General features: G+C 64.3%; 16 protein-coding genes. 8 read left to right on the top strand and 8 right to left on the bottom strand.

The features are described 5' to 3' along the window. Positions 1 to 25 precede the first annotated feature (25 nt). Genes EJB06_RS11160 through EJB06_RS11150 form a run of 3 tightly spaced genes read right to left on the bottom strand, consistent with a single transcriptional unit; the run spans position 26 to position 3,081 of the window. A complete protein-coding gene (locus EJB06_RS11160) occupies positions 26 to 328 on the bottom strand; it encodes a YciI-like protein (protein ID WP_126074103.1) in 303 nt (100 codons plus the stop codon). 21 nt (positions 329 to 349) lie between these two features. Next, positions 350 to 832 carry a cyanophycin metabolism-associated DUF1854 family protein gene (locus tag EJB06_RS11155; RefSeq protein ID WP_126074102.1) on the bottom strand — a complete coding sequence of 161 codons (483 nt, stop codon included), beginning with the start codon at positions 830 to 832 and terminating at the stop codon, positions 350 to 352. Continuing rightward, positions 832 to 3,081 (bottom strand): cyanophycin metabolism-associated ABC transporter, encoded by a 2,250-nt coding sequence (locus EJB06_RS11150; protein WP_126074101.1) that lies wholly within the window; start codon positions 3,079 to 3,081, stop codon positions 832 to 834. The genes EJB06_RS11155 and EJB06_RS11150 overlap by 1 nt, the downstream gene beginning before the upstream one ends. A 290-nt stretch (positions 3,082 to 3,371) precedes the next feature. Between EJB06_RS11150 and EJB06_RS11145 the strand changes: the two genes are divergently transcribed. The 8 genes from EJB06_RS11145 (at position 3,372) to EJB06_RS11110 (ending at position 16,072) form a co-directional block, all read left to right on the top strand. Continuing rightward, positions 3,372 to 5,558 carry a cyanophycin synthetase gene (locus tag EJB06_RS11145; protein WP_126074100.1) on the top strand — a complete coding sequence of 729 codons (2,187 nt, stop codon included), beginning with the start codon at positions 3,372 to 3,374 and terminating at the stop codon, positions 5,556 to 5,558. Between the two features lie 95 nt (positions 5,559 to 5,653). Beyond that, complete coding sequence (gene cphA / locus EJB06_RS11140) at positions 5,654 to 8,224, top strand: cyanophycin synthetase (protein ID WP_126074099.1); 2,571 nt, start codon at positions 5,654 to 5,656, stop codon at positions 8,222 to 8,224. A gap of 461 nt (positions 8,225 to 8,685) precedes the next feature. Further along, a complete protein-coding gene (locus tag EJB06_RS11135; RefSeq protein WP_126074098.1) occupies positions 8,686 to 9,297 on the top strand; it encodes a lysophospholipid acyltransferase family protein in 612 nt (203 codons plus the stop codon). A gap of 10 nt (positions 9,298 to 9,307) precedes the next feature. Next, complete coding sequence (locus EJB06_RS11130; RefSeq protein ID WP_126074097.1) at positions 9,308 to 10,240, top strand: phosphatidate cytidylyltransferase; 933 nt, start codon at positions 9,308 to 9,310, stop codon at positions 10,238 to 10,240. Between the two features lie 321 nt (positions 10,241 to 10,561). Next, positions 10,562 to 13,642 carry a pullulanase-type alpha-1,6-glucosidase gene (gene pulA, locus EJB06_RS11125; protein WP_229427026.1) on the top strand — a complete coding sequence of 1,027 codons (3,081 nt, stop codon included), beginning with the start codon at positions 10,562 to 10,564 and terminating at the stop codon, positions 13,640 to 13,642. A gap of 239 nt (positions 13,643 to 13,881) precedes the next feature. Further along, on the top strand, positions 13,882 to 14,220 hold the full coding sequence (locus EJB06_RS11120) for a hypothetical protein (RefSeq protein ID WP_126074095.1): 339 nt from the start codon (positions 13,882 to 13,884) through the stop codon (positions 14,218 to 14,220). 74 nt (positions 14,221 to 14,294) lie between these two features. Continuing rightward, positions 14,295 to 14,582: a hypothetical protein gene (locus EJB06_RS11115; protein WP_126074094.1), complete on the top strand. Its 288-nt coding sequence runs from the start codon at positions 14,295 to 14,297 to the stop codon at positions 14,580 to 14,582. Positions 14,583 to 14,641: 59 nt separating this feature from the next. Then, on the top strand, positions 14,642 to 16,072 hold the full coding sequence (locus EJB06_RS11110; RefSeq protein ID WP_126074093.1) for an aldehyde dehydrogenase family protein: 1,431 nt from the start codon (positions 14,642 to 14,644) through the stop codon (positions 16,070 to 16,072). 62 nt (positions 16,073 to 16,134) lie between these two features. Here the strand turns inward: EJB06_RS11110 and ahpF are convergent, their stop codons facing one another. The 5 genes from ahpF to EJB06_RS11085 all read right to left on the bottom strand — a co-directional run bounded on the left by ahpF (position 16,135) and on the right by EJB06_RS11085 (position 20,801). Next, the gene (gene ahpF, locus EJB06_RS11105) at positions 16,135 to 17,736 is read right to left on the bottom strand and encodes an alkyl hydroperoxide reductase subunit F (protein WP_126074092.1); all 1,602 of its coding nucleotides are present in this window, start codon (positions 17,734 to 17,736) and stop codon (positions 16,135 to 16,137) included. A gap of 118 nt (positions 17,737 to 17,854) precedes the next feature. Then, positions 17,855 to 18,418, bottom strand: a complete 564-nt coding sequence (gene ahpC, locus EJB06_RS11100) for an alkyl hydroperoxide reductase subunit C (protein WP_126074091.1) — start codon at positions 18,416 to 18,418, stop codon at positions 17,855 to 17,857. A gap of 285 nt (positions 18,419 to 18,703) precedes the next feature. After that, positions 18,704 to 19,345, bottom strand: coding sequence for a hypothetical protein (locus EJB06_RS11095; RefSeq protein WP_126074090.1), 642 nt, complete (start codon positions 19,343 to 19,345; stop codon positions 18,704 to 18,706). Positions 19,346 to 19,352: 7 nt separating this feature from the next. Beyond that, positions 19,353 to 20,018 carry a cupin domain-containing protein gene (locus EJB06_RS11090; RefSeq protein WP_126074089.1) on the bottom strand — a complete coding sequence of 222 codons (666 nt, stop codon included), beginning with the start codon at positions 20,016 to 20,018 and terminating at the stop codon, positions 19,353 to 19,355. Positions 20,019 to 20,216: 198 nt separating this feature from the next. Beyond that, positions 20,217 to 20,801, bottom strand: coding sequence for a ferritin-like domain-containing protein (locus EJB06_RS11085; protein WP_126074088.1), 585 nt, complete (start codon positions 20,799 to 20,801; stop codon positions 20,217 to 20,219). Positions 20,802 to 20,832 lie beyond the last annotated feature (31 nt).

Below are 20,832 nucleotides of genomic sequence, written 5' to 3'. Positions count from 1 at the left end.
GGCGACGGTTTGGTGGGGTGGGCGCTTACTCGGGCCGGATCGGTGTGAAGGCATCCTTGCCGACCACCGTATTCCACTGCCGGACTTTATAGCCGGTCACCACGCCGTGCAGCAGATAGGGATCGGCTTTGGCGAACGCTTCGACCACCGCCGGCGACTCGCTCTGGAAGAACAGCACCGACATATCGGCCGGATCGGAAAACGCGCCGCCCATGATCAGTTCACCGCGTTCCTGCGCTTCCCACGCCAGTTTCAGGTGCTCGTTGCGGTATTTGCCGCGCGTTTCAAGATAATCCGCGGCCAGGTCATAACATAACAAATAGTGCATGCAATCTCCGTCAAAACGCCATCATAAAAACCGGTCGAGAATCTTCCGGCTGTGCTTGTCGATGGTGAACATATCGCGGATCAGGAACTGGATGCCGTGGTTATCGGCCACCAGCAGCGAGGCATCGCCGATCCGGCGGATATCTTCTTCGCCCTTGAGCGTAAACGCGGTATCGCCCCGGTCGGTATTGACTTCCCATGTGCATGGCGTGGCAAAGCTGCTGACACGGACGATATGGTGAATCACCGGCATGAATTCGCGCCCATCGAGTTCATCTTGCACCAATTCCCGAATCGGCGCTGGCAGCGCCCCCAGATTGTCGATCCAGCCGACTTCCTTGCCGTTCGAAAGCACCATCGAAATACCCTGTTGCGGCGCCTGGATCGGGAATGCCCGCACCGGCGACACGCCGACATGGACCTCGCCGTCTTCCGCCGTCAGCGTCAGCTTGCCGAAACTGTCGCGGCTTAATGTGAATACCGAACTTGCAGCGCTTGCCATCATTACTCCCTGTCGTCCATGTCCGTATCGACGTTGCGCGCCTGCGCCTCGTACAAGCGGAAATACGCGCCTTCGCGCGCCATCAATTCATCGTGGCTGCCCTCTTCCATCACCACGCCGCGGTCCAGCACCACCAGGCGGTCGGCCCGATGCAGGGTCGACAGGCGGTGCGCGATGGCGATCGTGGTACGGCCCTGCACCAGGTTATCGAGCGCCTTCTGGATTTCTTTTTCGGTTTCCGAGTCGACCGAGGACGTCGCTTCATCCATGATCAGGATGCGCGGATCGATCAGCAAGGCGCGCGCAATCGAAATGCGCTGGCGTTCGCCGCCCGACAAGCCCTGGCCGCGCTCGCCCACCATCGAATCGTAGCCCTGCGGCAGGCGCAGGATGAACTCGTGCGCATGCGCCGCGCGCGCCGAGGCGATGATTTCCTCGCGCGTCGCATGCGGCTTGCCGTAGGCGATATTTTCGGCGATGGTGCCGAAGAACAAAAACGGCTCCTGCAGCACCAGCCCGATATTCTTGCGGTAATCGGACACCGCGAACGAGCGGATATCGACGCCGTCCAGCAGAATCGCGCCTTCCGACACATCGTAGAAACGGCAGGTCAGATTGACCAGGGTGCTCTTGCCCGATCCGCTATGCCCCACCAGGCCGACGAATTCGCCCGCCTTGATATTGAGCGAAATGCCGCGATTGACCGCGCGGTTGCCGTAGCGGAAACCGACTTCGCGCAGATCGATACGCCCTTCGATTTTATCCAGCCTGACCGGATTGGCCGGCTCCGGAACGCTCGACACATGATCGAGAATATCGAAGATGCGCTTGGCGGCGGAGGCCGACTTCTGGGTCACCGACACGATGCGGCTCATCGAATCGAGACGGCCGTAAAACCGGCTGCTGTAGGTAATGAACAAGGTCAGCACGCCGACCGTGATGTTCTTGTTCGATACCAGCCAGATGCCGAATACCCACACCACCAGCAAACCGAGTTCGGTCAGGAACGAGACCGTCGGCGAAAACAGCGACCAGACCCGGTTCAATTTATCGTTGACGGCCAGGTTATGTTTGTTGGCATCGCGAAAGCGGGTCGCTTCGCGCTTTTCCTGGGCAAAGGCCTTCACCACGCGCACGCCGGGAATGGTATCGGCCAGGACGTTGGTCACTTCGCCCCAGACCCGGTCGATCTTCTCGAAACCGGTGCGCAGGCGGTCGCGCACGATATGGATCATCCAGGCGATGAACGGCAGCGGCACCAGGGTAATCACGGCCAGCATCGGATTGATCGAACACAGGATCACGCCGGTCATGATAATCATCAGCACGTCCGACGCGAAGTCGAGCAGGTGCAAGGATAAAAACACGCAAATCCGGTCGCTGCCGCTGCCGATGCGCGACATCAGGTCGCCCGTGCGCTTGCCGCCGAAATACTCGAGCGACAGCTTCATCAAGTGCTCGTAGGTGGCCGAGCGCAAGTCCGCCCCCATCCGTTCCGACACCAGGGCCAGCACATAGGTCTTGCCCCAGCCCAGCAGCCAGGCCAGCACGGCCGAGCCGAACAGGCCGGCCATGTACAGCCACACCAGTTCCTTGTTGACCGGTTGCCCGTTCTGGAACGGGATCAGCACGTTATCCATCAGCGGCATGGTCAGATACGGCGGTATCATATGCGCCGCGGTACTGGCCAGCATCAGGAAGAAGCCGAGCGCGAGCTGCCCGCTGTAGGGCCTGGCAAAGCGCCACAGGCGGAACAGGGTCCAGGTCGACGGCGGCGTGTACAGCACCTTGGTGCAGATCGGACACTCATCCTGCCCCGGTTCCAGGGGCGCCTTGCAGCTCGGGCACACGTTCTGCTCGGCCGACTGCACCGGCAAGCCGCTCAGGACGCTGTCGCGCTGCTCGCGGAAGTGGTCGAGCACGCGGATCGCGTGCAGGTTCTGCCCCAGCGTGAAGCGCCAGGCGTCCAGCAAACCTTGTTCGTCGAGCAACTGCAGATGGCCGACACCGGCGTGGTCGTGGTGCGTGAGCGACAGTCCCGGGCGGAAAGTCCACTCGCGCCAATCGTTCTCGCCGGGCGCGCGCGCCAGCAAACGGCGGCTGGTGACGACCACCAGGCCTTTTTTGAAGCGCAATTTGGCATCGAGGTCAACCTCGACGCCACTTAAAACGTTTTCCCCAGGTGCAAGTTTTTTAGCGACATCAGCCTGCCAGTGTGGAGGCAGGGAAAGCGGGCCGCTGCCCGTCGTCATAGGAGAAACAGATGGATCAATAGTCATCGTAGTGCGGTTCCGGCTCTGGGCCACGAATTTACGGGCGGAAATTGTTCAACATGGGCGCCGGCAGCAGGGCACCCGGAGAAGGCCGTACCGGCGTGCCGCGAAGCAGGCCCGCGCGACGCGTTCGGGAATCCAGACTGGCAGAAATCGGTTCAGCACGGTAAGCTTCGTCTCTAGCAAGTATACAACATGATGCGCTTCGAAAAGCCTCACGAGGTCTTAGGGCGTTAACAACGCCAAGCCTGTTATCAAGAAATAACGACATGACAAAGAAGAAAGAAATCAGCGTTCTGCGGGTCAGCCACCTGCGCGGACCGAACATCTGGACCTATCGCCCGGTGATCGAGGCGTGGCTGGATATTGGCGCGCTGGAAGAGTTTCCGTCGAACCTGCTGCCCGGCCTGTACGAGCGCCTGACGGCCTGGCTGCCCGGCCTGATCGAGCACCGCTGCGGCGTGGGCGAGCGCGGCGGCTTCCTGGAGCGCCTGCGCGAAGGCACCTGGTCCGGCCACATCCTCGAACATGTCGTTCTCGAACTGCAAAACCTGGCAGGCATGCGCACCGGCTTCGGCAAGACCCGCTCCACCGGCGAGGCGGGCGTCTACAAGATGGCCTTCCGCACGCGCCAGGAACAGGTCGGCCTGGCCGCGCTGGACGCCGGCCGCGCCCTGCTGATGGCCGCCATCGACGACACGCCGTACGACCTTGACGGCGCGCTCGCCAGGCTGAAGGACATCGTCGACCGCCACTGCCTGGGACCGAGCACGGCGCACATCGTCGAAGCGGCCACCGAACGCCGGATCCCCTTCATCCGCCTCACCGACGGCAACCTGGTGCAGCTCGGCCACGGCGCCGCCCAGCGCCGCATCTGGACCGCCGAAACCGACCGCACCAGCGCGATTGCCGAGAGCATCGCCAGCGACAAGGACCTGACCAAGACCCTGCTGCAATCGTGCGGCGTGCCGGTGCCCGAGGGCAGCCTGGTCCGCAGCGCCGGGCAAGCCTGGGAAGAAGCGCAGGACATCGGCCTGCCGGTGGTCGTCAAGCCCTACGACGGCAACCACGGGCGCGGCGTCTCGCTCAACCTGATGACCCAGGCCGACGTCGAAAAAGCCTACGAGCTGGCGGCGCGCAAGGGCGACAGCGCCAGCGTCATCGTCGAGCGCTTCATCCCCGGCGACGAACACCGCCTGCTGGTGGTCGGCACGCGCATGGTCGCTGCCGCCAAGGGCGAATCGCTGTGGGTCACCGGCGACGGCGTGGGCGACATCGTCGCCCTGGTCAACAGCCAGATCAACATCGACCCGCGCCGCGGCGAAGGCGAAGACGCGCCGCTCAGCCCCGTCAAGCCGGACGTCTCCGGCGAAATCATCCTCGAACTCGAACGCCAGGGCATGAGCGCGCAGTCGGTGCCGCAAGCCGGCCAGAAAGTGCTGATCCAGCCGAACGGCAACGTCGCCATCGACGTCACCGACCAGGTGCACCCCTCGATCGCCCACGCCGCCGCCCTGGCAGCGCGCATCGTCGGGCTGGACATCGCCGGCATCGACCTGGTGGCCGAAGACATCACCCGCCCGCTCGACGAGCAGCGCGGCGCCATCATCGAAGTCAACGCCAGCCCGGGCCTGCTGGCCCACCTGAAACCCGGCGAGGGCGCGGCGCGCCCGGTCGGCACGGCCATCATCGCGCACCTGTTCGCGGACGGCGAAAGCGGCCGCATTCCCATCATCGGCGTGACCGGATCCAAGGGCACCAGCCTGATCGCGCGCCTGATCGGCTGCCTGCTGCACCTGACCGGCAAGCACACGGGCGTGGTCAGCGGCCAGGGCCTGTACCTCGACCAGCGCCAGGTCTCCGGCGAGAACGCCATGACCTTCGAGGCCGGCCAGCGCCTGCTGATCAACCGCACCGTCGAAGCGGCCGTTTTCGAAAGCAATGCGCGCATGATCCTGGCCGAAGGCCTGGCCTACGACAAGTGCGCGGTCGGCGTGGTGACCGACATGGACGGCCAGGAAGCGCTGGCGGACTTCCACATCCATGACGCCGACGGCATGGCCAACGTGATCCGCAGCCAGGTCGACGTGATCCTGCCCGACGGCGCGGCGGTCCTCAACGCGGCCGACGCGCGCGTGGCCGACCTGGCCGGTCTGTGCGACGGGCGCGTGATCTTCTACGCGCTCGACCCGGCGCTGCCCGTCATCGAAGCGCACCGCGCCGCCGGCGAACGCGCGGTGTTCATGCGCGGCCAGGACGTGGTGCTCGGCGACGGCGCACAGGAAACGGTGCTGTTCCAGATGTCCACGCTCAAGCCGGGCACCGCCAGGCATCCCGACACGGTGCTGGCGGCGGTGGCGGCGGCATGGGCGCTGGACGTGCCGGCCGCGCTGATCGGCGCCGGCCTGCGGACCTTCGACACGGCGGCGGACAAAGCGGCCAAAGGCAAACTTTAACAACACAGCACCCGGCCCGATGGCCGGGCTGCCGGCAGTGTCAACGCCCGAGGGCGCAGCGACGCACCAGCGCAACACTTAGGATGAAACCGTTTATGGAAGTATCTCGCGTACGGGCCCTGCGTGGTCCCAACCTGTGGAGCCACCACACCTCGATCGAAGCGATCGTCGCCTGCACCAGTGCGGAACAGGATGTCGGCGCCCTGCCCGGCTTCGAAGATCGCCTGCGCGCGCTGTTCCCCGACATGAGCGCCTTGCAGACGCTCGGCCACTACGACCCCATCACCATGGCCCAGGTGCTGGAACTGGCGGCGCTGTCGCTGCAGGCGCAAGCCGGCTGCCCGGTCACCTTCAGCCGCACCACCGCCACGCCCGAAGCGGGCACCTACCAGGTCGTAGTCGAGTATTCCGAAGAAGCGGTGGGCCGCCTGGCCATGGACCTGGCCGCGCAACTGTGCGCCGCCGCCGCCGCCGATACCGCCTTCGACCTCGGCGCCGCCCTGACGCAATTGCGCGACCTCGACGAAGACGTGCGCCTCGGCCCCAGCACCGGCGCCATCGTGCAGGCCGCCGTGGCCCGCAACATCCCGTTCCGGCGCCTGACCGACGGCAGCCTGGTCATGTTCGGCTGGGGCAGCCGCCAGCGCAAGATCCAGGCCGCCGAAATCGACAGCACCGGCGCGATTGCCGAATCGATCGCGCAGGACAAGGAACTGACCAAGAAACTGCTGCACGCCGCCGGCGTGCCGGTGCCCTTGGGGCGCGTCGCCGCCGACCCGGACGACGCCTGGGCCGCCGCGCTGGAAATCGGCCTGCCGGTCGTGATCAAGCCGAAGGACGGCAACCAGGGCAAGGGCGTCACCGTCAACGTCACCACCCGCGAACAGCTGGTGGCGGGCTACCACGCCGCCGCCGAATTCCGCGACGATATCCTGGTCGAACGCTACCTGCCCGGCCACGACTTCCGCCTGCTCGTGATCGGCAACAAACTGATTGCCGCCGCACGGCGCGACCCGCCGATGGTGGTCGGCGACGGCAAGCACAGCGTGCGCGAACTGGTCGACCAGGTCAACCTCGACCCGCGGCGCGGCAATGGCCATGCCACCTCGCTGACCAAGATCCGCTTCGACGACATCGCCCTGGCCAGCCTGGCCAAGCAAGGGCTGGTGGCCGAATCGGTCGCCGCCAAGGGCCAGCGCGTGGTCCTGCGCAATAACGCCAACCTCTCCACGGGCGGTGCCGCCAGCGACGTCACCGACGACGTGCATCCCGAAGTGGCGGCGCGCGCGATTGCCGCCGCCCACATGGTGGGGCTCGACATCTGCGGCGTCGACCTGGTGTGCGACAGCGTGCTCAAACCGATCGAAGAACAGAACGGCGGCATCGTCGAAGTCAACGCCGCGCCGGGCCTGCGCATGCACCTCTCGCCCTCGTTCGGCAAAGGCCGTCCGGTCGGCGAAGCGATCATGTCCTCGATGTTCGCCGACGGCGACGACGGCCGCATTCCCGTGGTTGCCGTCACCGGCACCAACGGCAAGACCACCACGGTGCGCCTGATCGCCCACCTGCTCACCGCCGGCGGCCTGCGCACCGGCATGACCAACACCGACGGCGTCTACATCGAAGGGCGCCGCATCGACAGCGGCGACTGCAGCGGCCCGCGCAGCGCGCGCAACGTGCTGCTCCATCCCGACGTCGACGCCGCCGTGTTCGAAACCGCGCGCGGCGGCCTGCTGCGCGAAGGCCTGGCCTTCGACCGCTGCCAGGTGGCCGTGGTCACCAACATCGGCGCCGGCGACCACCTGGGGCTGAACTACATCACCACGGTCGAAGACCTGGCGGTGCTCAAGCGCGTGATCGTGCAGAACGTCGCCGACAGCGGCGTCGCGGTCCTCAACGCCAACGACCCGGCGGTGGTCAACATGGCCAACAACTGCCGTGGCAGCGTCACCTTCTTCACGGCGGACGCCGGGCACCCGGTCATGTCGACCCACCGCGCCCAGGGTCAGCGCGTGGTGTACGTGGACGGCGCCATGCTGGTCGCGGCGCAAGGCAAGACCGAGCATCGCATCGCGCTGGCCGACGTGCCGATCACGCGCGGCGGCAGCATCGGCTTCCAGGTCGACAACGTGATGGCCTCGGTGGCTGCCGCGTGGGCGGTCGGCACCAGTTGGGACGACATCCGCGCCGGCCTCAAGTCCTTCGCCAACGAAAGCGACAATGCGCCGGGGCGCTTCAACGTCTTCAGCTATCGCGGCGCGACCGTGATTGCCGACTACGGCCACAATCCCGACGCCATCCTGGCGCTGGTCGGCGCGGTCGAGAGCATGCCGGCCAAGCGGCGCTCGGTGGTCATCAGCGGCGCCGGCGACCGGCGCGACGAAGACATCCGCCAGCAGACCGAGATCCTCGGCGCCGCCTTCGATGACGTGCTGCTGTACCAGGACCAGTGCCAGCGCGGGCGCGCCGACGGCGAAGTCGTCGCCCTGCTGCGCCAGGGCCTGGCGGGGGCGGTCCGCACCACCCACGTGGACGAAATCAACGGCGAATTCGTCGCCATCGACAAAGCGCTGGCGCGCCTCGGCGAAGGCGACCTGTGCCTGATCCTGATCGACCAGGTCGACGAAGCCCTCGCCCACATCGCCAGCCGCATCGCCCAAGGCTAAGCCTCCACCGGGGTCTGACCTCTGATTCGACACATTGCCCGACAGAGGTCAGACACCCCCCGACATCAAGCTCCAACCTCCTACAACCGGGGTCAGAGCTTTTATTCGAAACTATTTCCACTCTGATAGCCGCCGCACATCCCCACGTGCTCACGCGACGGACGTGTGCCTCTGGATCTGCTCAGGAGGGCCATGATAGGGTCGGCACAGCCCGATCCACGGAGCATTATCTCTATATCGCGGTGCAATTAATTGCTCATTAAAGCTCTGACCCCGGTGTGGCGCGGTGCAATTAATTGCTCATTAAAGCTCTGACCCCGGTGTGGCGCGGTGCAATTAATTGCTCATTAAAGCTCTGACCCCGGTTAGGGAATAGTTGTGCAGGTAAAAATAATAATGTTGATAGACAGTTAAATAACATTTACACTTGGGCCGTTTTGCACCGAATCGAAAGCGACACAGTGAATCCCTTTTTCCGCCTGCAGCGCGATGCCTTGCTCGGCCTGCAGCGCCTGGTCGTCGGCGGCGCCGCTTTTTACGATGTGCGGCCCACCCATCCCTGCGTGTTTTTCGCCAATCACACCAGCCATCTCGATACCACCGGCCTGCTGGCCGCCATTCCACCAACCATGCGCGACCGCACCCGTCCCGTCGCCGGCGCCGACTACTGGGACAAGACCGCCCTGCGCCGCTATATCGCGCACACCCTGCTCAACGTGGTGCTGGTCGACCGCGAAAAAGGCGGCGCCGATGCGCTGCTGCCGCTCAAAGCTGCCCTCGACCAGAACGATTCGCTGATCGTGTTCCCTGAAGGCACGCGCCGGGATACCACCCTGCCCGGCGAGTTCAAGTCGGGCCTGTACCACTTGAGCAAGGACCGCCCGACCCTGGCGCTGGTCCCGGTCTACCAGCAAAACCTGCACCGCGCGCTGCCCAAGGGCGCGCCGTTTCCGCTGCCGCTGCTGTGCCGCTCGCACTTCGGCGCGCCGCTGTACAACGACCGCGGCGAAGACAAGGACACATTCATCGCCCGCATGCACCAGGCGGTATGCGACCTGGCCGATACGTTCTGAGACGCCCCCGATGACGCCCCAATTCCTGCTTACCGGCCAGATCCTGCTGACGATCCTGGTCATCGCCTCCGCCATCGGCTTCGTGCTGCGCCTGCGTAATCCCGGCAACGCCACCATCGTCAACCTGAACGCGCGCATCAACGCGTGGTGGATCATGGCGGGCGTGCTGTTTTCGGCGCTGGTGCTGGGCCGCTACATGACGATCGTGGTGTTCGGCTTCGCCTCGCTGATGGCGCTGCGCGAGTTCCTCACCCTTACGCCGACCCGCAAGAGCGACTACTGGCCGCTGTTCATCGCCTTTTTCATCGCCCTGCCGGCCCAGTACTGGCTGCTGTGGATCGAGTGGTACGGCCTGTTCGCGATCATGATCCCGGTGTATGTCTTCTTCCTCATCTCGGCCGCCAGCGCGATCAGCCAGGATACCGACGACTTCCTGTCCCGTAATTCACGCATCCTGTTCGCGGTGATGTTCTGCGTGTACGGCGTCAGCCACGCGCCGGCGCTGCTGATGCTCGATATCCCGACCTTCCAGGGCCATAACGCGCAATTGCTGTTCTTCTTCGTCTTCATCGTGCAGATCAGCGATGTGCTGCAATACGTGTTCGGTAAACTCTTCGGCAAGCACAAGATGGTCCCCAAACTCAGTCCGAACAAGACCTGGGAAGGCTTGATCGGCGGCGGCCTGGCCACCATGGGGATCGGCGCGCTGCTGGCCTTCGTCACGCCATTCACGCCCTTGCAAGCGGCCGGCATGGCCGCGCTGATCGTCATCGGCGGCGTCATGGGCGGGCTGGTGATGTCGGGCGTGAAGCGTTCGCTCGGCGCCAAGGACTGGGGCACCGGCATCGCCGGCCACGGCGGCTACATGGACCGCCTCGATTCGCTCGGCTTCGCAGCGCCGGTCTTCTTCCACATCGTGCGCTGGCTCTGGGCCCTGCCCTGAGCTGCGCGTAGCCCGGCTACGCCGGCCGCTTCCCTACTGCCCCCTGCCGCAAGCTCGCCCCAAGCCGGCGCTGGACGGCGCTCGCCTTGATTTTCGTACAATTCCCCAAACGATGTGTAGTAATATTACATCGGCTTTTCGCCATTTAACAGCGGCGTCACAAAAACGACGTACTCAGGACAAGGGCGCCGCTGCACATCCCCTCTTCAGGAGTTGCACATGCATTCTCTAGGTAGTATTACTTCAAAATTCATTACTTCAAGATTCATTACTTCACAATTCATTACTTCACGATTCCCATCGACCTTACTCGGCGCATCCTTGTGCGCAGGCCTGCTCGCCGCGTGCGGCGGCTCGGATGGGACCAGCGGCGCCGACGCGCCAGGCACGGTGACGGAATCGGTCCAGCGCGCGTCCGTCTCGGTGGCGAGCATCGCGCCCAACACCATCCGCCTGCACTACCGGCGCGCCCAGCGCGACGAAGCGCAATGGGGCGTGTATTCCTGGTCCGGCCCCGCCAAGCCGAGCGTGGAATGGATCAAGGACCGCTTCATGCTGACGTCCACCGACAGCTTCGGCGGCTATGTCGACATTCCGCTCGACCCCACCAAGACCAGAATCGATTTCCTGCTCACCGACGGCAGCGGCAACAAGAACTGCGCCAGCGACCAGGCCAGCGATTTTGCGCCGGACATCGCCACCCGCGGCCAGGAAGCCTGGCTGCTCGAAGGCGACTGCAAGGTCTACACCAGCGCCCCGGCGATCAGCTTCGGCAACCTGGCCAACGCCGCCGCGCACTGGCTCGCGCCCGATACCCTGGTATGGCCGGGCACACCGGCCGCCGCCAGCTACAAGCTGTTCTACGCGGCCGACGGTGGGCTCGGTTCGGCGCCGGGCGGCGTCACCGGCGCCGACGGCAGCATCGACCTGCGCGTGAGCGGCGCCCTGGCGCCGGCACTGCAGGAAAAATATCCGCACCTGGCCGGGTCGACCGCTTTGACGCTCTCCAGCGCCGACGTGGCCGGCCTGCCGGCCAAGGTGAGCGGCCAGTTCGCCATCGCGCAGTTCGACGCGGCCGGCAAGCTGGTTCAGGTCACGTCGCTGCAGACGAGCGGCCTGCTCGACGCGCTGTTCGCGCCGGCCGCCGCCAACAGCGCGCTCGGCGCGACCTTCAGCCGGGCCGGCGTGCCGACCTTCCGCGTGTGGGCGCCGACCGCCAGATCGGTGTCGCTCAATGTCTACCCGGATGCCACGAGCGCCAACGCCCGCAGCGTGCCGATGACGCGCGACGCGGCCAGCGGCGTGTGGCACTACACCGCTTCCGATGCCGCCTGGACCAACCGCGCCTACTATACCTACACCGTGAACGTGCTGTCGCGCTGGGCCGATAACAGGGTGGTCGCCAACGTGGTCACCGATCCGTATTCGCTGAGCCTGAACGCCAACGGCGGGCGCAGCTTCGTCGCGAACCTGGATAGCCCCACATTGAAACCGCCCGGCTGGGACTTGCACCCGATTCCGCGCCTCGATCATCCGACCGACATTGCGCTGTACGAACTGCAGGTGCGCGATTTCAGCGCCAGCGACATGACGGTGCCGCCGGCCCATCGCGGCAAATTCCTGGCCTTTACCGATGTGCAGTCGAACGGCATGCGCCACCTGCGCGCGCTGCAGCGCGCCGGCATGAGCCACATCCACCTGCTGCCCAGCTTCGACATCGCCAGCGTGAATGAAACCGGCTGCACCACCCCAAGCATTCCGAACGCCGCCGCCAACGCGGAGGCGCAGCAGGCGGCGGTGGCCGCCAGCGGCGACAGCGACTGCTTCAACTGGGGCTACGATCCGGTCCATTACAGCGCGCCCGACGGCAGCTTCGCGACCGACGCCAACGACGGCGCGGTGCGCGTGCGCGAGTTCCGCGCCATGGTCAAGGCGCTCCACGAACAAGGCTTGCGGGTGACGATGGACGTGGTCTACAACCACACCAGCGGCTCGCAGCAAGGCCCGCTGTCGGTGCTCGACAAGATCGTGCCGGCCTATTACTACCGCCTCAATGCGAGCGGCGCCATCATCAACGACAGCTGCTGCGCCGACACCGCCGCCGAGAACGCGATGATGGCCAAGCTGATGACCGATTCCGTCGTCACCTGGGCCACCGACTACAAGGTCGACAGCTTCCGCTTCGACATCATGGGCATGGCGCCGCTGTCGGTGATCACGCAACTCAAAGAGAAGGTGGACCGCGCCGCGCAGCGCGACATTTACCTGTACGGCGAAGCCTGGAACTTCGGTACGGTCGGCAACGACGCGCGCTTCGTGCAGGCGCGCCAGGCAAACATGTTCGGCACCGGCGTCGGCTCCTTCAACGACCGCTTGCGCGACGCGGTGCGTGGCGGCGGCTGCTGCGATGGCGGGCCTGAGCTGATCGGGCAGCAGGGCTTCATCAACGGCGCTTTTGTCGATCCGAATGCGACCAGCACGCAAACGAAGGACGACCTGCTGCGCCTGGGCGATCTGGTCAAGGTGGGTTTGTCGGGCACCCTGCGCGATTACAGCTTTACCGACCGCACCGGCGCCGTGCGCAAGAATGCGCAGATCGACTACTTCGGGCAACAGGCGGGGTTCGCGGCCAGTCCGGCGGAGACCATCAACTACGTCGAAGCGCACGACAACCAGACCCTGTTCGACCTGAATGCGTTCAAGCTGCCGCAGTCGACCAGCCTGGCCGACCGCGTGCGCGTGCAGAACCTGGGCGCGGCGATCAACATGCTGTCGCAGGGCGTGCCCTTCTTCCACGCGGGGCAGGAAATCCTGCGTTCGAAGTCGCTCGACCGCGACAGCTACAACGCGGGCGACTGGTTCAACCGCCTCGACTTCACCTACCAGTCGAACAACTTCGGCGTCGGCTTGCCGATGGCGGGCGTGAACAAGGCCAATTGGGAATTCATGGCGCCGATCCTGGCCAATGCGCGGATCATGCCGGATGCGGCGGCGATCGTGTCGGCGCGCGACTACTTCCTCGACCTGCTGGAAATCCGCAAGGACAGCACCCTGTTCCGCCTGCGCAGCGCCAGGGACGTGAGCGAGCGGCTCAGGTTCCACAACACGGGACCGCAGCAGGTCGCCGGCCTGATCGCGATGAGCATCGACGGCCGGCGTTATCCGGGCGCGAAGTACGGCAGCGTAGCCACCTTCTTCAACGTCGACAAGGTCGCCAAGACCATCACGATCGATGAACTCAAGGGACGCAAGCTGGGACTGCACAAGGTGCAGCGCAAGTCGGACAGCGACACGCTGGCGAAGACGGCGACCTACGAGCGCGCCAGCGGCACCTTCAGCATCCCGCCGCGCACGACGGCGGTGTTCGTCGAGAATGGGCCGTTCTGGCAGAACGAGGAGTAGTCGGACTGTCGCGAAAGCCCATCGATACGCTTGCCCCTGCGGCGTCCTTCCCGCCTGACGGAGGCGCTGCCGATACCCGGATCGGTATCGGCAGCCGCCAAAACGCGATTGGCGCCATTGCGGCGGGTCCCCTACGATTCGGGCAAACAAGAGCATCGCGCTCGATAACGACCATCAACGGGCGCGAGTTCTTTTCCGACACGGGCCGCAGCCTGTACCTGGCCGACGTGCCGGCTTCGATGCTGCAGCGGATCGCCGTCCACAAGACCCAGGGCCGCGACCTGCCCGAGGGCGGCACCGCCGGCGTGATCGACGTGCGCACCAAGCGCCCGTTCGACTTCAAGGGCCGGCAGGTCACGCTGAACGCGCAAATAGAACACCGCGACAAGGCCAGGACCACGAATCCGGACGTCAGCGCAGCACCGGCGCCGAGTGTGGACGTGTTCGCGGAAGGCTTCCGCACGAATATCGACCAGCGCTACCAGGACAATGTCATGATCGGGTTCCGCCGCACTTCGGCGGCGCGACCATCACGACCACGCCGGGCACCAACAATCTCGATACCATCACGCGCCTGAGCAAGGACGCGCCGGGATGCACGTCGACCCCGGCGTACCAGCGTACGCTCACGGGCAGTTCGTCGATCGTGGGCGTGCTCTCGCCGGTGTCGGTCGATACCAGCCGCACCGATGTGCTGCCGAGTTTTGCGCTGCGCGCCGAGCTGGCGCCGACCGTGGTGGCGCGCGCGATCGCCGGCCGCGCGGTCGAACGGCCGGCGTTTGCCGGCTACATCCCGGCGCTGGGCCTGACCGAAGGCGTGGCAGCGACTCCCAACTCGTCAGGCAGCGCCGGTCGCCGGCGTGCGCAAAACGCGCCGCAATCGGCACAACAGCGCCTCATCGGCCGGCTTCTGCCAGCAGCATTGCGGCCGCGATGGTAAGCTTTTGTTTTTTGATAAACATGCATCGCGGTCCCCTGCGAGCCACGTAGAAAGCTCCCATGAAACAGAACTATATCAACGGCGCCTGGGTCGACGGCGCTTCGTCGTCCGCCAACATCAATCCCTCGAACACGAACGACATCATCGGCCACTACGCCCAGGCCGACGCGCAGCAGGCCGAGCTGGCAATCGCCGCCGCCGCTGCCGCCGCACCGGGCTGGGCCCTGTCCAACATCCAGGTGCGCGCCGATGCGCTCGACAAGATCGGCAGCGAAATCCTGGCCCGTAAAGAAGAGCTCGGCACCCTGCTGTCGCGCGAGGAAGGCAAGACCCGTCCCGAAGGCATCGGCGAAGTCGCGCGCGCCGGCGCCATCTTCAAATTCTTCGCCCAGGAATGCCTGCGCCTGCGCGGCGACAAGCTGCCGTCCGTACGCCCCAACCTCGACGTGGAAGTCACGCGCGAGCCGGTCGGCGTGGTCGGCATCATCGCCCCGTGGAATTTCCCGATCGCCATCCCGTCGTGGAAAATCGCGCCCGCACTGGCCTACGGCAACTGCGTGCTGATCAAGCCGGCCGAGCTGGTGCCCGCCAGCGTCTGGGCCCTGACCGAGATCATCAGCCGCGCCGGCCTGCCGCCGGGCGTGTTCAACCTGGTGATGGGGCGCGGCAGCGTGGTCGGCCAGGCCTTCCTGAGCGACCGCCGCGTCAATGCGATCAGCTTTACCGGCTCGGCCGCGACCGGCGCCAAGGTAGCGGCCGCCGCCATCGGACGCATGGCCAAGGTGCAGATCGAGATGGGCGGCAAGAATCCGCTGATCGTCCTCAACGACGCCGACCTCGCCACCGCCGTCAACTGCGCGGTGCAGGGCTCGTTCTTCTCGACCGGCCAGCGCTGCACGGCGTCGAGCCGCCTGATCGTCGAAAAAGGCGTCTACCCGGCTTTTGTGGCCGCCATGAAAGAGAAACTGGCCGCGCTCACCGTCGGCGACGCGCTCGGCGCCGGTGTCGACATCGGGCCCGTGGTCGACCAGAGCCAGCTCGACCAGGACATGGAATACATCGGCATCGGCCGCGAAGAAGGCGCCACCCTGGCCTTCGGCGGCGAGCGCGTCGCGTGCGCCACGCCGGGCTTCTTCCTGCGCCCTACCCTGTTTACCGACTGCAGCAACGAGATGCGCATCAGCCGCGAAGAAATCTTCGGTCCGGTCGGCATGGTGATTCCCGCCGACAGCTACGAGCACGCGCTGGCGATGGCCAACGATACCGAGTTCGGCCTGGCCAGCGGCATCGTCACCACCTCGCTCAAGCACGCGACCCACTTCAAGCGCCACGCCGAAGCGGGCATGGTGATGGTCAACGTGCCGACCGCGGGCGTCGATTACCACGTGCCGTTCGGCGGACGCAAGGGGTCGAGCTACGGCGCGCGCGAACAGGGCACCTACGCGGCCGAGTTCTTTACCACCGTCAAGACCGCTTACTGCGGCGTCTGAGCGCCATCAAAAACGCCCGGTCGATGCCGGGCGTTTGTCCATGAAGCGAAGCGGGATCGCGGTCAGGCCGCTTCCGCCACTTCCTCCTGCTTCGCCACATCGGCCAGCACCGGCTGGCGGATCAGGTAATCGAAGGCGCTCAATGCCGCTTTCGATCCTTCGCCGGCAGCAACGACGATCTGCTTGTACGGCACCGTGGTCACGTCGCCGGCGGCGAACACGCCCGGCAGGCTGGTGTGGCATTTGGCGTCGACGACGATCTCGCCATACTTGCTCAGCTCCAGCGTCCCTTTCAGGAATTCGGTATTCGGCACCAGGCCGATCTGCACGAACACGCCTTCCAGCGCGACGTGGTGCTCGGCGCCGGTGGCGCGGTCCTTGTAGCCGAGGCCATTGACTTTCTGGCCGTCGCCGGTGATCTCGGTGGTCTGGGCATTGACGTGAATGGTCACGTTGGCCAGGCTCTTCAACTTGTTGACCAGCACCGCGTCGGCCTTCAGCGCATCGGCAAACTCGACCAGGGTGACGTGCTGGACGATGCCGGCCAGGTCGATCGCCGCTTCCACGCCGGAGTTGCCGCCGCCGATCACGGCCACGCGCTTACCTTTGAACAACGGGCCATCGCAATGCGGGCAGTAGGCCACGCCCTTGTTCTTGTACTCGGCTTCGCCGGGCACGTTTACGTTGCGCCAGCGCGCGCCGGTCGAGACGATCACGCTGCGCGCCTTGAGCACGCCGCCGTTCTGCATGTGCACCTCGACCAGTCCGCCCGGGGTGGCGGCCGGCACGATGCGTTCGGCGCGCTGCAGGTTCATGATGTCGACTTCGTAGTGGCGCACCTGGGCTTCCAGGGCGGCGGCGAATGTCGGGCCGTCGGTTTCCAGCACCGAGATATAGTTCTCGATGGCCATGGTGTCGTTGACCTGGCCGCCGAAGCGCTCCGCCGCCACGCCGACACGGATGCCTTTGCGCGCCGCATACACGGCCGCCGCCGCGCCGGCCGGGCCGCCGCCGACGATCAGCATGTCGTAGGCGGACTTTTGATTGAGTTTCTTCGCTTCGCGGCCGGCCGAATTCACGTCGAGCTTGGCGACGAGTTCTTCCACGGTCATATGACCGGAGGTGAACATGCTGTCGTTCCTGAAGACCATCGGCACCGCCATCACCTGGCGCGCCTCGACTTCGGACGGGTACATGCCGCCGTCGATGATCACGGTGCGGATCTTCGGGTTAAACACGGCCATCAGGGTCGCCGCCTGCACCACGTCGGGGCAATTGTGGCAGGACAGGGACATGTAGACGTCGAAATCCATCGATTCGTCGAGCGCCTTGATGGCGTCGATGACGTCGGGTGCCACTTTGGGCGGATGGCCGCCGGTCCACAGCAGGGCCAGCACCAGCGAGGTGAATTCATGGCCGAGCGGAATCGCGGCGAAGCGCACGCCGTGGGTTTCGCCTTCGCGGGCGATCACGAACGAGGGGGTGCGGCTATCGGTGCCGGACTCGTCGACACTGACTTTATCGGACAGGCTGCTGATCTCGGCCAGCAGTTCACGCAGTTCGGCACTTTTCTCGCTGCCATCGAGCGTGGCGATCAGACGAATCGGCGCGCGCAGGTTGTGCAAATAGCCTTGCAACTGGGTTTTTAAGGTGGCGTCAAGCATGTTCGTATCCGTAAGAAAGTGCCTTGAATGAAATCCGGGAACCGTCGGGCTGCTTCCCGGTGCAGGGAGGGCAGCGCAAGGCGCCGCGCCCTCCCTGGTACTGCTACGGTGCTGCTATTTAGATCTTGCCGACCAGGTCCAGCGATGGGGTCAGGGTTTTTGCGCCTTCGTTCCACTTGGCTGGGCACACCTGGCCTGGGTTGGCGGCGACGAACTGGGCGGCTTTCAGCTTGCGCAGGGTTTCCTTGACATCGCGGGCGATGGCGTTGTCATGGATTTCCAGGGTCTTGATGACGCCTTCCGGATTGATGATGAAGGTGCCGCGCAGCGCCAGGCCTTCTTCGTCGATGTGCACGCCGAAGGCGCGGGTCAGCTTGTGGGTTGGATCGCCCACCAGCGGGAACTGGGCCTGGCCGACGGCCGGCGAGGTCTCGTGCCAGACTTTGTGCGAGAAGTGGGTGTCGGTGGTGACGATGTACACTTCGGCGTTGGCTTTCTGGAATTCTGCGTAGTTCTGGGCCGCATCTTCGACTTCGGTCGGGCAGTTGAAGGTGAACGCGGCTGGCATGAAAATCACGACCGACCACTTGCCCTTCATCGACTCGTTCGAGACTTCAACAAATTTGCCGTTGTGGAAGGCTTGGGTTTTGAATTCTGGAACTTGCGTATTGATCAGCGACATAGATATCCTCGTGCGTGGTTCTGTGGGTTAAGAAAAACTATCGAATGAGAAGCTCTCATTGGTTTCTATGATACGACAAGATGGCCCGGGCACCTCATTGTTTGTATTAATGAGGGTCATTGGGAATTTTGTTGGGAGGGCCGCGCTGCGCGGCCATGCCTGCTCAGGACGGCTGCCGGGGACAAGGGGGAGGCCGGTGCGCGGCAAGGGCGGTCACCGCCCGCGGCGCTGGGTGCTTCACGACCGACCGGGGCGCCGGCCGGCGCTGCGCGGGAATCGGAGCGCCTAGTTCTCTGTTGCCCGCTCGCTGAACGGGCGCCGCCCTGCCTGGATCGTCGCATCGAGCCAGTGGTCCTTGACCTCGCTGACATATTTGTGATTCGCATCTTGCTCGATGAAACGCATCACGTCCGGACTGTCCCACGCGATGGGAAATTGCAAGACCGAGTCCAACCAGCGCAGATAGTGCGCCTTGTGAAGAAAAAACGCTTCGTGGTCGAGAAAATGCACCGCATGCGGGCTCGGGATGAGGTGCTCGTAATAATAGTTCAGCGCCAGGGGAAGCGTGACCTGGCCACCGACGCGTTGTTGCTGAACTGCATTGATATTCTGATCCCGGACCACAATGGCGATACTCACTTGCACACCCAGTGCGACGGCGCGATCCGCGACTTCACGGATTTTCGGCATGTAGCGCCGGCCGTCGTAAAAAAACGGGCAACTGACGTTGGCTAAGAAATAGTCGGCATCGGCAAACGCCCCGGCGTCCAGGCGCTCCGGATACACCCAGAATTCGGCGAACGGCTCTTCATCGCTGGGAACCCAGAATTTTTCCTTGAGCGCCTCCCAGCCCTTGACCCGCGGATGCATGCTGAGAACCCGGCTGAACAGATGGTTGCCCGAGCCCTGCGGCCCGGTGACGATCAAGAGCCGCTTAGCGCACATGACGTTGCTGGCCGATGTAGGTCCGGATCTTCAGCGGATTGACTTCATCGGTCGGTCCGGTTCCCGAATCGGGTGCGAATACGAACAGGACCACCGCTTGGTCGGTCGTAATAAAATTGTGCAGTTCATTTCTGCGCATGAAAAAGGCGCTGCCCTCTTCGACATTAAAAAATTCCTGGTTATCGAGTTCGATCCGCCCATTTCCACTCAGGATCAGCCCGATACGATGGCTTGGATGCGTATGCAAGGTCTGGTACATATGCGCGGGGAAATGCACATAATTCACCACCGGGTCGCCCAGCCTGCCCGGATTGACCGCCGTGGTATTGGTACCGCCATCCATATAGCTCAGATTACCCATGTCCAGTTTATTCTGGATGTAATAACGCTGCTCCGACAAGCGCAATCCCTTGTAGCGGATGACAAACGCACTGGCCCCGCCCGGACAGGTAATGGCATAATCGGTTTCGGCGCTGATGGCGAAGGCGCCATTCACTCCCCGAAAATGCGCCTCGCTGCTTTGAAAATCGGCATTCCTCAGCAATATATAATCCGTCCCTTCCGCCTTGAACTGCCGTTGCTGTCCGGGCGCAACGGGAAATACACTCAACGGCCAGCGATCGTTGATATCGAGATCTGTGCTGATATTAATCATGACTTCCTGCCTCCCTATTGACAGTACAAAGAATGCATTGCACGCACACCTGGCGCCTGTACCGGCGGCTTGCACGGCACGGGACAAGGGGACAATGCTGGAGCGGTCAAGCCCGCGCCGCCGGCCTCGATGCCGGAGCGCTTGCCGGCGGCGACGGGCTTGCTACGGTCTGGACGGCAAGCCGCTCAGACCGGGGATTCAGTGCCAGCCGTAAGCGTCGGCGACCAGCGCTTTGGCAGCGGGAGCGGCCAGGGTATTCATGCAGCTGATTTCAAACAGGTCGCGGCGCATCTGCTTGACCAGGTTTTCGGCGTGGGCCTGGTCGGCTTCGGTTTTGATCAGGCGCTCGAGTTTCATCCCACCGATATTGGCGTGGAAGCCTTCGTCGCGCGCGATTTTTGCGTAGGTGCGGCTGATGAAGTCGTCTTCGATACAGTTCGCCATCTGGTCCCAGACGGCCTCGGCCCGGCCTTCCGCCACCAGCTGATAGGCTGCCAGCGCGATCGGATCGGTGTCGGCTTCGTATTTCTTCAGCAGTTCGGCGCCCTTGGCAGTCGGTTTGGCCGCCTCGGCCCGGATCGCCGCTTCGACGTCGAGCGTTTCTCCGGTGATGTGTTCGATAACGTCGCGCACCATGCGGAAGTGATTGGCTTCGTCATGCGCCTGCTTGGTCAGTAACTGCAGTTCTTCGACCGAGGTATCGACCGGCATGCTGGCGATGCTTTGCGCGATTTCGACCATGTTCAGACGCTCATTGACCATGCGGCCGATGAAGTGGTCCACCAGCTTCTCTTGCGATGGCTTCGAATCAAAA

This window comes from Massilia atriviolacea (assembly GCF_003953935.1).
GTDB lineage: Bacteria > Pseudomonadota > Gammaproteobacteria > Burkholderiales > Burkholderiaceae_D > Telluria_A > Telluria_A atriviolacea.
The sequence above is the reverse complement of the archived record's forward strand: the minus strand, read 5'-3'. Positions and strand labels throughout refer to the sequence as shown.

What these genes read in the sequence shown, in the direction of transcription:
- EJB06_RS11145 (WP_126074100.1), top strand. Translation starts at nt 3,372, where the DNA reads ATGACAAAGAAGAAAGAAATCAGCGTTCTGCGGGTCAGCCACCTGCGC.
- EJB06_RS11155 (WP_126074102.1), bottom strand. Translation starts at nt 832, where the DNA reads ATGATGGCAAGCGCTGCAAGTTCGGTATTCACATTAAGCCGCGACAGT.
- EJB06_RS11130 (WP_126074097.1), top strand. Translation starts at nt 9,308, where the DNA reads ATGACGCCCCAATTCCTGCTTACCGGCCAGATCCTGCTGACGATCCTG.
- EJB06_RS11160 (WP_126074103.1), bottom strand. Translation starts at nt 328, where the DNA reads ATGCACTATTTGTTATGTTATGACCTGGCCGCGGATTATCTTGAAACG.
- EJB06_RS11110 (WP_126074093.1), top strand. Translation starts at nt 14,642, where the DNA reads ATGAAACAGAACTATATCAACGGCGCCTGGGTCGACGGCGCTTCGTCG.
- ahpF (WP_126074092.1), bottom strand. Translation starts at nt 17,736, where the DNA reads ATGCTTGACGCCACCTTAAAAACCCAGTTGCAAGGCTATTTGCACAAC.
- cphA (WP_126074099.1), top strand. Translation starts at nt 5,654, where the DNA reads ATGGAAGTATCTCGCGTACGGGCCCTGCGTGGTCCCAACCTGTGGAGC.
- EJB06_RS11150 (WP_126074101.1), bottom strand. Translation starts at nt 3,081, where the DNA reads ATGACGACGGGCAGCGGCCCGCTTTCCCTGCCTCCACACTGGCAGGCT.
- ahpC (WP_126074091.1), bottom strand. Translation starts at nt 18,418, where the DNA reads ATGTCGCTGATCAATACGCAAGTTCCAGAATTCAAAACCCAAGCCTTC.
- EJB06_RS11120 (WP_126074095.1), top strand. Translation starts at nt 13,882, where the DNA reads ATGCTGCAGCGGATCGCCGTCCACAAGACCCAGGGCCGCGACCTGCCC.
- EJB06_RS11090 (WP_126074089.1), bottom strand. Translation starts at nt 20,018, where the DNA reads ATGATTAATATCAGCACAGATCTCGATATCAACGATCGCTGGCCGTTG.